At 69.9% G+C, this 10,729-nt stretch carries 11 protein-coding genes and 1 pseudogene; 8 read left to right on the top strand and 4 right to left on the bottom strand.

Translation table 11 applies throughout. The features are described from left to right. From G6024_RS08335 to G6024_RS08325, 3 genes and pseudogenes are all read left to right on the top strand, one after another. Positions 1-333 (top strand): annotated as a pseudogene (locus tag G6024_RS08335) (MMPL family transporter); the annotation flags it as partial. A 64-nt stretch (positions 334-397) separates the two neighbouring features. Further along, positions 398-1,726, top strand: coding sequence for a lysylphosphatidylglycerol synthase transmembrane domain-containing protein (locus G6024_RS08330; protein ID WP_159148472.1), 1,329 nt, complete (start codon positions 398-400; stop codon positions 1,724-1,726). Continuing rightward, complete coding sequence (locus G6024_RS08325; RefSeq protein ID WP_235027816.1) at positions 1,723-2,103, top strand: DUF3054 domain-containing protein; 381 nt, start codon at positions 1,723-1,725, stop codon at positions 2,101-2,103. The genes G6024_RS08330 and G6024_RS08325 overlap by 4 nt, the downstream gene beginning before the upstream one ends. 27 nt (positions 2,104-2,130) lie before the next feature. On the opposite strand, the gene G6024_RS08320 is transcribed toward G6024_RS08325, so the two are convergent. Further along, positions 2,131-3,117: a glycoside hydrolase family 25 protein gene (locus G6024_RS08320; protein WP_338402905.1), complete on the bottom strand. Its 987-nt coding sequence runs from the start codon at positions 3,115-3,117 to the stop codon at positions 2,131-2,133. A gap of 301 nt (positions 3,118-3,418) precedes the next feature. On the opposite strand from G6024_RS08320, the gene G6024_RS08315 reads away from it, so the two are divergent. After that, positions 3,419-3,691, top strand: coding sequence for a hypothetical protein (locus tag G6024_RS08315; RefSeq protein ID WP_067715983.1), 273 nt, complete (start codon positions 3,419-3,421; stop codon positions 3,689-3,691). A gap of 78 nt (positions 3,692-3,769) precedes the next feature. Here G6024_RS08315 and G6024_RS08310 read toward each other — a convergent pair whose 3' ends face one another. Further along, positions 3,770-4,459, bottom strand: coding sequence for a pentapeptide repeat-containing protein (locus G6024_RS08310; RefSeq protein ID WP_159148470.1), 690 nt, complete (start codon positions 4,457-4,459; stop codon positions 3,770-3,772). Between the two features lie 25 nt (positions 4,460-4,484). Beyond that, positions 4,485-4,940, bottom strand: a complete 456-nt coding sequence (locus G6024_RS08305; RefSeq protein WP_159148469.1) for a hypothetical protein — start codon at positions 4,938-4,940, stop codon at positions 4,485-4,487. A 101-nt stretch (positions 4,941-5,041) separates the two neighbouring features. Between G6024_RS08305 and G6024_RS08300 the strand changes: the two genes are divergently transcribed. The 3 genes from G6024_RS08300 to G6024_RS08290 all read left to right on the top strand — a co-directional run bounded on the left by G6024_RS08300 (position 5,042) and on the right by G6024_RS08290 (position 8,498). Beyond that, on the top strand, positions 5,042-5,554 hold the full coding sequence (locus G6024_RS08300; protein ID WP_159148468.1) for a DUF4395 domain-containing protein: 513 nt from the start codon (positions 5,042-5,044) through the stop codon (positions 5,552-5,554). A 188-nt stretch (positions 5,555-5,742) separates the two neighbouring features. Next, positions 5,743-6,294 (top strand): hypothetical protein, encoded by a 552-nt coding sequence (locus G6024_RS08295; RefSeq protein WP_159148467.1) that lies wholly within the window; start codon positions 5,743-5,745, stop codon positions 6,292-6,294. Between the two features lie 155 nt (positions 6,295-6,449). Continuing rightward, positions 6,450-8,498: a M13 family metallopeptidase gene (locus G6024_RS08290; protein ID WP_159148466.1), complete on the top strand. Its 2,049-nt coding sequence runs from the start codon at positions 6,450-6,452 to the stop codon at positions 8,496-8,498. A gap of 6 nt (positions 8,499-8,504) precedes the next feature. On the opposite strand, the gene G6024_RS08285 is transcribed toward G6024_RS08290, so the two are convergent. Continuing rightward, the gene (locus G6024_RS08285) at positions 8,505-9,200 is read right to left on the bottom strand and encodes a Crp/Fnr family transcriptional regulator (RefSeq protein WP_067715997.1); all 696 of its coding nucleotides are present in this window, start codon (positions 9,198-9,200) and stop codon (positions 8,505-8,507) included. Between the two features lie 121 nt (positions 9,201-9,321). Here G6024_RS08285 and G6024_RS08280 point away from each other — a divergent pair. After that, on the top strand, positions 9,322-10,729 hold a 1,408-nt coding region (locus G6024_RS08280), incomplete at its 3' end, for a cbb3-type cytochrome c oxidase subunit I (protein ID WP_159148465.1).

The raw sequence follows: 10,729 nt of genomic DNA, 5'->3' as shown, positions 1-10,729 counted from the left end.
CCCGCCACCACCGGCGCGGCCGAGCCGGTCCCCGCCGCGGACTCCGGGGTCTCCGCGGATTCCGCGGGCGCCGGACGGACAGAGGTCGCCGGACCCGCCACCGCCGTGGCCGTGCTCGACCGCGAGCCCGGGGCCGAGGCGGAGTTCGAGCCGGAGGCGGAGCTCGAGCCGGAGTGGCAGTCCGAGTCAGAGCTCGAGCCGGAGGCGGAGCTCGAGCCGGTCCGTGACCCCGAGTACGACGAGGAACCCGACATCACCGAGGACGGGAAGATCCCCGCCTCCGACCTGATCGCCCGTCTGATGCGGGAACGTCAGCAGGGGCGCGACGCGTGACGCTCGCCAGGGCCCTGCGGTGTGGGTCCTGGGCCGGGTCGGATCCTTTGGTTATGGTGGATCGATGATGGGCACGCGGGGCGCCGAGGCGCGGCGTCGCATCCGGGTGGTCCTGGGCAATCCGTGGTTCAAGGCCATCGCGACCCTGACTGTCCTGGCCTTCATCCTCTACTGGCTCCGTGGCCAGATGCCGTTCTTCGCCGAGGGATTCGAGGCCGTCACCCGCCCGCACTGGGGTTGGGTCGCGGCCGCGCTGGTGTTCTCCTACCTGTCGATGTCGAGCTACGGCTCGGTGCAGAAACTGCTCCTGCAGTCCGCCGGTGTCAGGGTGGGCTACTGGGGCAGCGTCGGCCTGGTCTTCTCCGCCAACGCGTTCTCCACGAGCATCCCCGGCGGGCAGGTCTTCGGCACCACCCTGACCTACCGCAAGACCCGGCAGTGGGGAGCCACCCGCGTCGTCGCCTCGTGGCAGCTCGTCATCTCCGGCGTGCTGTCGACCGTCGGCATCGTCCTGCTGGCGCTGCTCGGCTTCTTCCTGGTGGGGACGGTGTCCAACCCGTTCCTGCTGGCGCTTTCTGCCATGGGCCTGGTGGGGATCGTGGTGGTGGTCCAGTGGGCCGCCCGGAACCCCGACAGGATCGAGGGGGCGCTCCTGGCCCTCCTCGAGTGGATCAACGCGCGGCGTCGCAAGCCCGCCGACCACGGTGCCGCCGCGGTGCGCAAGGTCGTCGAGCAGGCCGAGGCCGTCGAACTGACCAAGACGCAGTTGTCCAAGGCCTTCGCGTTCTCCCTGCTCAACTGGGTCGCCGACATCGGCTGCCTGTGGGCGGCGGCCAACGCCGTCGGTGCCCAGCACAGCATCGGCGGCCTGTGCATCGCTTACGTGACCGGCAAGATCGTGGCCAGCGCGCCCATCACGCCCGGCGGGCTGGGGACCGTGGAGTTCGCGCTCATCACGACCCTGACCGCGGGCGGGCTCGGTGCGCATCAGGCGTTCGCGACGGTGTTCGTCTACCGCATCGCCAGCTTCGTGCTGGTCGCCCTGGCCGGCTGGGTGGTCTTCTTCCTCTTCTACCGGGGTGCCGTGGACCTCGACCCCGACGCCGACCCGGACGACGCCGACGATCCGGGGGAGAATACCTCGTCGTCGTCCCCCTCTCGGTCCCCCGCGTCGGCGTATCCCGCCGCGTCGAAGCAGACCGTCGCGGCGGCCCCGCCGGCCGGGCTCTCGGCGATGTGGCCGCTCAAGGGCACACCGTGGCGCCCCCATGTGCATCACGACTCGGGTCCCATCCCGCTGCTGCGCGTCCGTGAGGACGGGGTCGTGGACGAGGCCGGCGACGCGTCCTGCTCGGTCAGTGCGAGCGAGCGGCGGGAGGGGAGGAGACGGTGAGTCGAGTGGCGGTACCGGTGATGATCGCGCTCGACGCGGTGCTGGTGGTGGTGTTCTCCACCTTCGGCCGGGGCGCGCACTCCGAGGGGCTCGGCGTGGCCCAGGTCTGGGGTACGGCGTGGCCGTTCCTCATCGGGCTGGCAGTGGGGTGGCTGATCCTGCTGGCGACCCGCCGCGCGCCCGCCGCCGTCGGGTCGGGCGTACTGCTGTGGCTGGCCACGCTGGTGGTGGGCATGGTGATCCGCGGTCTCGGCGACGGGCGTGTGCCGCACTGGAGCTTCATGGTGGTGGCGGGCGTCGTCACCGCCGTCCTCCTCATCGGATGGCGTGCGATCCGCGCCGCCGTGGTGCGGCGCCGCGAACCCGCACCGCGCTGACATCGCCGGAGGCCGGCGCGTTCCGGGTCAGCGCATTCCGGGCGGCAACTGGGCCACGACCTCGCGGGGGACCTCGATCGTCTCCGGCAGCCGCACCCCGTCCGGGGTCGGCAGGTCGCGCGGGACGGGGATCGTGAACGGCTCGACGGGGACGGGCACCTCCGGCGGGATCCCGGCGGGCGCCTCGACGATCTCACGATCCGCCACGAGCTCGGGGGCGGGCGGGGGAGGGGGCGCCGGTGCGGGTTCCAGTGTGGCTTCGGGCGCGGGTGCGGGTGCGGGTGCGGGCTCGACGTGGCCGAGCCAGGCGTGGAGGTCGTCGCGGGTTCCGGCGAAGACGTTGAGATCCACGGCGTCGGTGAAGCCGGGCACCTCACCGGTCTCGGAGCGCTGCCAGAACAGCCACTCGTTCCAGCCGCCGATCACGGGCAGGGTGGGCTCGGACACCCCGTACTCGGCGAGCCACAGCGGGAACTCGGCGAAGCGGTGGGTGTTGGCCATCCGATCGATCCAGAAGTAGCGGTAGGTGTAGAGGATCGGCGCGCGACCGGTCCGGTGGGCGAGAGTGTCGAGGAAGACCTGCGTCCAGTCGGCCAGCTCGGCGGGGTCGAGGCCCTCGTCCTTCTCCAGATCGAGCACCGGCGGGAGCTGCGGGCCGCCGACGGACTGCAGTCGGTCGGCGAACGCGTGGGCCTGCTGCGCGGGGTCCATGGCGGGGCGCGCCATGTGATAGCTGCCGACGAGCATGCCGGCGGCGCGCGCATCGGCGACGTCGGACTCGTAGTAGCGGTTGGCGGGTCCGGTGCCCTCGGTGGCCTTGATGAAGGCGAAGGACTGCCCGGACGCGGCGGCCGCGTGCCAGTCGACGCCGGCACCGTGCGGGTGCTGCCAGCTCGCGGCGTCGACCCCCTGCGCGAGGCCGTGGTAGGCGGGCGCCAGGGGGACGCCGGCGTCGGCGCGCGGGGAGATGACGACGACGAGGAGGCCGAGAGAAAGGGCTGCTGCAGAGGCCACGGCGACGAGAAGGCGGGGAAGGGGGGCGCGTCGGGCCGACGGTCCGGCAGATGTCATGGGCTGAGTATGTTGCAACCCCTTCAGTCACACAAGCAACTCATGCAACGTTTCTCACATCTGTCCAGTTCCGGCCCGGGCAGCAGTCGCGGTGAGGCGCCGGAGGGTGGCCGGAGGGTGGCCGGAGAGTGGCCAAGATCACGGGTTGATCACAACCTGTAACACGCTGCCCCACGCGTTCGATGACCTGGCTTCCTCACCTACGATTAAGGCAATCCCACCGACCAGTCGGGAGTGCCCCTCAATGAACAATGCGATCGACCTGACCACCCCGCGTTACCGCCAAGACCTCGTGACCGAGGTCGATGGCCCGGGCGACGACCCCTTTCTGGAGGTGTCGGTCGCCGAGACCGTGATGCTGGACGAGCACGGGGCGGGGCGGGGGGTTCCGGAGTTGCGGCTGCAGACCGGGGCGGAGGGCATCACGCTCACCGATCGTGACCAGATCCTGCAGCTCCAGGCGATCATCAACCGCGCGGTGAACCAGTGGCGCGAGTCCGCCTCGCACCTGATTTGAGCTCTCCTCGAGCGACTCGACGCGCTGCGCCCTGAGGTCGGGGCGGTCGGATGTGTGCGGCCGGATGCGGGTGGCCGGTCAGTCGACCCGGATCCCCGCCTCGCCGATCAGCGCCAGGCCCACGCCCAGAACCTGTTCGGGCGAGATGAGGGCGCCCCGCAGTGCCGACGCCCCGCGGACATCCTCCAGGTCCGCGCCGCGCAGGTCCACGGCCGAGAGGGTGGCCCGGTCGAACCCAGCACCACGCAGGTCGGTGCCCTCGGTGGTCAGATCGGCGATCCGCGCCTCGAGCAGGTCGGCCTGCCGGCATCGCGTCGAGGCGAGGCGGACCCGCTGCAGTCGGGCCATCCGTAGGTTGATCATGTCCGCGTGGCAGTCCTCGAATGTCACGTCGGTCAGTCGTGCGTCGGACAGCACGATCCCGGTCAGTCGGCAGCCCGCGAACCTCACGCGGGTGAGCGAGGCGCCGTCGGCCACCAGTCCCGACAGGTCGCAGCCGCTGATCACGACATCGGTCAGCCTCAGGCCGTCCGCGCGGGCGCCGCTCAACCGGAGGTTCTCGAGTGCGGACTCCCGGACCTCCATCCCGCCGATCTGCGCCGCGCCCTCCTCCGGGTCGGGCGCGTGTTCGGCGGCGGCCAGGACCCCGTCCCACAGGCCGTCCGTCTCGAGTTCGGTGCGCGGCGGCTCGAGCTGCTCCCGTCTCGGGATGACGGGGGCGGCGGGTGGACGAGGTGAGTTCGAGCGGCGACGCAGCGGTGGGGGCACGTCCGTCAGCGTAGAGGGGGCGCGATCAGGGGAGGTCGCAGAGTCGCCGGAACTGGTCCCACTGGGCCTCGAGCGCTGCCGGGGAGACGGTCGGCTGCACTGCGATGCCCGACAGTCGACTCGCCACCGCGGACAGTGCGTTGTCGGTGACCCCGTCGGAAAGGCGGCGGACCTCGGCGGAGACGGCCTCGCGATCGGTGCCGGCGCCGTGGACGAGGCGATGGACGGGTTCGGTCAGTGTCCCGCAGCCCGGGGTGGCCTCCGGCCCGGGCGTCGGGGGCGGCGTCGTCGCGGTGGGGGCCGAGGCTCCTGGGGATGAGGTGGCCGTCGCGATGGTCGAGGTGGCCGTGGCCGGGACGGCGGGTTCCGCGGTCCCGGAAGTTCGTTCCCCGACGCTGACCTGGCCGCATCCGGACAGCGCCAGTGCGAGTGACGCGGCCGCCCCGACGACGGTGCCAGCCGCTGCTCTACCGGGGATCATGGGCCGACACTAGCGGCATCTGGGAATCCGTGGGGCGCAGGCGTACTCTGGTCCGCGAGATAGACCGATCGGTCTATCGAAGTGTGTGAGGAGCGAGAACTGTGAGTCTGCGAGAAGCGTTCGTCTTCCCCGAGATCGTCAACGACTACGCCGCGCGGTGCACCGCCGCCCTCGTGGTGACGCTCGCGGTGGTCACCCTCCTCGCTCCCGAGCCCGCCCGGACATGGCTGGCGGGAGCGCTGGTGGTGGGTTTCGCGCTCCGCGTTGCCGGCGGCCCGCGGTACTCGCCGTTCGGTCGCCTGTCGGTCCATGTGCTCGCGCCGCGGGTCAGCGACGAGCCCAAGATGGTCGCCGGCGCGCCCAAGCGATTCGCCCAGACGATCGGCCTGGTGATGTCCTCGATCGCGTTCGGACTGTTCCTCGCCGGGTTCGCGGTGGCGGGCAGCGTCGTGCTCGGTGTGCTGGTCGCCGCCGCGCTCGCCGAGGCCGCGCTCGGCTTCTGCTTGGGCTGCTGGATGTACGGGCAGCTCCAGCGGGTCGGCATCGTCTCGGAGGACGCGTGCGTGGACTGCGCGGACATCTGGGCGCGGCCCGGGATGACGGCCCGCAACTAGAGGGCGGCCCGCAGCCGCCCCCGGCCTACGCGCCCGGAATGGTCCATTCACGCAGCCCAACCCCTTCGATGAGTGTGCAATCGGGCAGCGCAAGCCAGTGAGGACGTGCAGCCGGGGCCGCTTGTGGTGGCGGTGCGAGCGGACTTCATGGCGGACGACCTGTCGTGGCGCCGCGATACTGTGGACCCATGAGTACTCCCGCTGATGGCAACGCCTCCGACCGGCCCGACGACCCGTTCGGCGGTCGGGCGAACGAGCAGTGGCCCGGTCACGACGGCGGTCAGCAGTACGGGGCCGGCGGCTACGGCGGTCAGCAGTACGGGAGACCGCAGTACGGAACCCCGCCGTACGGGAGCCCGCAGGGCGGCGGTCAGTTCGACCCGGGTCAGTACGGCGCGCAGCCCTTCTACGGCGCCGAGTACGCCTACGGGGCGCAGCAGCCGTACGGGATGCAGTCCTATGGTCAGCGGTACGGGATGCAGTCCTACGGTCAGTTCCCGCCGGCGGCCCGCAAGGACCCGGCGCTGATGCTGGTGGCGTCCCTCCTCGTGCCCGGCCTGGGGACGATGCTGGTCGGCCGGGCCGGTAGGGGTGTGGGCATCCTCGCCGGCTACCTCGTGGGTGCTCTGCTCTCGGTCATCCTCATCGGACTGCCCATCATGTTCGGGTTCTGGATCTGGGGGATGGTCGACGCCTACCAGGGCGCCAAGGATCACAACGCCCGCCACGGCCTGCCCTGACCCGCGTCCGGCAGCCGCGCGCGGCATCCACGACCACCGGCCCGCCTCACCGGTTCGGCGCATCCCGTCGGCCCGCCTCGTCGTCGTCACGGAGGTGGCGACCTCCGACGTCGTGCCGACCGCCCACCCCGCGACCACTTACGTAACCTGGTCACATGACAGCGACCGAGATCCCCACCACCGACGCGCCCCGTCCCTCGGGCCTCGACCTGCAGTACGTCGATCCGGACGTCCGGCCCCAGGACGACCTCTACCAGCACGTCAACGGCACCTGGATCCGTGAGCACGTGATCCCCGCCGACCGGCCGATCGACGGTGCGTTCCTCGCCCTGCGCGACCTGTCCGAGGAGCGGGTGCGCGACATCATCACCGACGCCCCGGTCGACTCGCAGATCGGCGCCTTCTACGCCTCCTTCATGGACACCGACGCCGTTGAGGCCGCCGGCGTGGCCGCGCTCGCGCCCGATCTGGCCGAGATCGACGGTGCGACCGACGCCGACTCACTCGCGCTGGCGATGGCACGGCTGGAGAAGGTTGGCGTCGGCGGGCTGATCGGTGCCTACGTCAACAACGACGCCAAGAACTCGAGCGAGTACATCCTCTACCTGGTGCAGTACGGCATCGGGCTGCCGGACGAGTCCTTCTACCGCGAGGACCAGTACGCCGAGATGCGCGAGCAGTACACCGACCACATCGCCCGGATGCTCGACCTCGCCGGGCTGGTCGACGACGTGGACGGGGAGACCGGGGCCCGCCGGACCGCCGAGCGGATCGTCGCGCTGGAGACCCGCATCGCCGCCGCCCACTGGGACGTGGTGGCCCGTCGCGACGCGGACAAGACCTACAACCCCGTCACCTGGGACGAGTTGCCGCAGCAGGCCCCCGGCTTCCCCTGGCATGAGTGGGCCCGCGAGCTCGGCGGCACCGAGGAGACGTTCGGCCGGCTCGTCGCGATGCAGCCCGACTTCCTCACCGCCGTGGCCGACCTGTGGGCCTCCGAGCCGCTGGAGACCTGGAAGCAGTGGCTGCGCTGGCGGACGGTCTCCGCGCGCGCGCCGTTCCTGACCTCGGACCTGGTGGACGAGAACTTCCGCTTCTACGGCACCGTCATGTCCGGCACCGAGGAGAACAAGGCCCGCTGGAAGCGTGGTGTCGGTGCGGTCGAGGCCGCCCTCGGCGAGGAGGTCGGCAAGGAGTACGTGGCCCGGCACTTCCCGCCCGGCCACAAGGCGCGCATGGTCGAGCTGGTGGAGAACCTCACCGAGGCCTACCGCTACTCCATCAGCCGTCTGCCGTGGATGACCCCGGCCACCCGCGAGCGGGCGCTGGCCAAGCTCGAGGCGTTCGTGCCCAAGATCGGCTACCCCGAGAAGTGGCGCGACTACTCGGCGCTCGAGGTCCGCGCCGACGACCTGCTCGGCAACGTGCGCCGCTCCGCCGAGTTCGAGCACCACTACGAGCTGGGCAAGCTTGGCGGCCCGGTCGACCGCGGTGAGTGGCACATGACGCCGCAGACGGTCAACGCCTACTACAACCCGGTGATGAACGAGATCGTCTTCCCGGCCGCCATCCTGCAGCCGCCGTTCTTCGACGCCGACGCCGACGACGCCGCCAACTACGGGGCGATCGGTGCCGTGATCGGGCACGAGATCGGTCACGGGTTCGACGACCAGGGAGCGAAGTACGACGGCGACGGCAACCTGGTCGACTGGTGGACCGACGACGATCGCGAGGCGTTCGGAACCCGCGTGGAGGCGCTGATCGCCCAGTACGACGGCCTCACCCCCGACGGCCTGGACGCCACGAAGGACCACGTCAACGGGGCTTTCACGGTAGGGGAGAACATCGGCGACCTTGGCGGTCTCACGATCGCGCTGCTGGCCTACCGGCTGGCACAGGGTTCGAACGAGCAGGGTTCGAACGAGCAGGGCACCGACGGCGAACCCGCCGAGGGCACCGAGGTGGGCCCGGAGATCGACGGGATGACCGGCATCCAGCGGCTCATCATCTCGTGGGCGATCGTGTGGCGGACCAAGACCCGCGCCGAGGAGGCCGCCCGCCGGCTCGCCGTGGACCCGCACTCCCCGCCGGAGTTCCGCTGCAACCAGGTGGTCCGCAACCTCGACGATTTCCACGCCGCCTTCGACGTGACCGAGGGCGACGGACTGTGGCTCGCCCCCGAGGAGCGCGTCAGCATCTGGTGAGGGTGCTCAGGCGCCGGTGAGTCGGCGGTGGTCGAGGTCGAACTCCCGCCGCGCGACCCTCTCGACCGCCCCCGAGGCGATGAGGTCGTGTAGTCGACGGCTCAGCGTCTCGGGGGTCGTCCCCAGATGCGTGGCCAGGTCGGACTGGGACAGTGGCAGTCGCACCCGGATCCGCCCGTCCTGGCGGGGCGACCCGGGTAACGACACGAGGTAGGCGGACAGTCGCGTGAGCACGTCCTCCGAGGTGATCGACGCCAGGTGCTGTTCGCTCTCGACCACCTTCCACGCCAGTTCGCGGGTGATCGAGTCGTTGAGCACCGGGCACGCGGCGGCCGCTGACCGGAGCGCGCCGTGCGAGACGCTGGTCAGCGTGGTGGCCTCCGCGGCGACGACGGTGTGACGGGCAGGGCAGCCCAGTGCGAACTCCACCAGGCCGAGATGGCTCCCGGGGCCGAGGACCCGGACGTGACGCTGGTGCCCGGACCGGTCCTCCCGGACGACATGGAGGGCCCCGGCCGTGATCACCACCAGGCGGCCCACCGGTTCCCCGGTCACCTGCACCACCGCGCCTGGCCTCGCCGTACTCGTCCGCGACGAGGCGGCCAGGGCGGCCCCGCACCGGGGTGGCAGCGAGGCGAACAGGACCGAGCCCGCGAACAGCGCGGACCCGGTGACTCCGGAATCGTCCCCGTGCGCGGTCATGTCACCAGTGTGGCCCTGTGGGGCGCCCACGTGTGCATTTCCTCACACCGAGTTGACCTAGATCAATGCGGTTCCGAGGCTCCCGGCCTAGTTTCGGATGAACGAACGACAGGGGAGCGATATGTCGGAGACTCTTGTACCGCCCACGCGCCCGACGCGTGAGCTCGACCACCCGCCGGGCGTCCCGACGGGTGGAGGTCGGCCGGGCGCGTTCGTGTGGAAGATGCTGACGACGACCGACCACAAGTTGATCGGCATCATGTACATCGTCACCTGCTTCATCTTCTTCTTCGCCGGCGGCCTCATGGCACTGCTCATCCGCGCCGAGCTCTTCCTTCCGGGGATGCAGTTCCTGTCGAATGAGCAGTACAACCAGCTGTTCACCATGCACGGCACAGTGATGCTCCTTTTTTATGCCACCCCCATCGTGATCGGCATCGGAAACTACGTGATGCCGCTCCAGATCGGTGCGCCCGACGTCGCGTTTCCCCGGCTCAACGCGTTCGGCTTCTGGCTCTTCACGTTCGGCGCGACTGTGGCACTTACCGGTTTCCTGACCCCCGGCGGTGCGGCCGCCTTCGGATGGACCATGTACATGCCGCTGGCGGACAAGATCCACTCCCCGGGCGTGGGCGCGGACCTGTGGATCCTCGGCGTCGGCATCGGCGGCGTCGGCACGATCCTCGGTGCCGTCAACTTCGTCACGACCATCATCTGCCTGCGAGCCCCGGGTATGACCATGTTCCGGATGCCGATATTCACCTGGAACCTACTGTTCACGTCGGTTCTGATCCTGCTGATCTTCCCGCTGCTCACCGCTGCGGCCATGGGGGTGTTCTACGACCGCACCTTCGGCGGGCGCATCTACGACCCCGGGAACGGTGGCGCTATCCTCTGGCAACACTTGTTCTGGTTCTTCGGCCACCCCGAGGTGTACGTGGTGGCACTGCCGTTCTTCGGCATCGTCTCCGAGGTCTTTCCGGTCTTCGCGCGCAAGCCGCTGTTCGGCTACGCCGGCCTGGTCTTCGCGACCCTCGCGATCGCCGCACTGTCAATGGCGGTGTGGGCGCACCATATGTTCGCCACAGGTGCGGTCTTGCTGCCGTTCTTCTCGTTCATGTCGTACCTGATCGCGGTCCCGACCGGTGTGAAGTTCTTCAACTGGATCGGCACAATCTGGAAAGGCAAGATCACTTTCGAGACCCCGATGCTGTTTGCGCTCGGATTCATGATCACGTTCCTGTTCGGCGGGCTGACCGGCATCATGATGGCGTCGGCGCCGATCGACTTCCACATCCACGATTCGTACTTCATCGTGGCGCACTTCCACTACACGCTCTTCGGCACCATCGTGTTCGCCACGTTCGCCGGCGTGTACTTCTGGTTCCCCAAGATGACGGGCCGCATGTACGACGAAACTCTGGGCAAGTGGCACTTCTGGCTGATGTTCATCGGTTTCCATACGACGTTCCTGGTGCAGCACTGGCTGGGCAACCAGGGCATGCCGCGCCGGTACGCCGACTACCTGG

Origin of the sequence: Dietzia maris (assembly GCF_014144855.1) — a bacterium.
GTDB lineage: Bacteria > Actinomycetota > Actinomycetes > Mycobacteriales > Mycobacteriaceae > Dietzia > Dietzia kunjamensis.
Note: the sequence above shows the minus strand (reverse complement) of the source record. Positions and strands in the feature narration are given on the sequence as shown.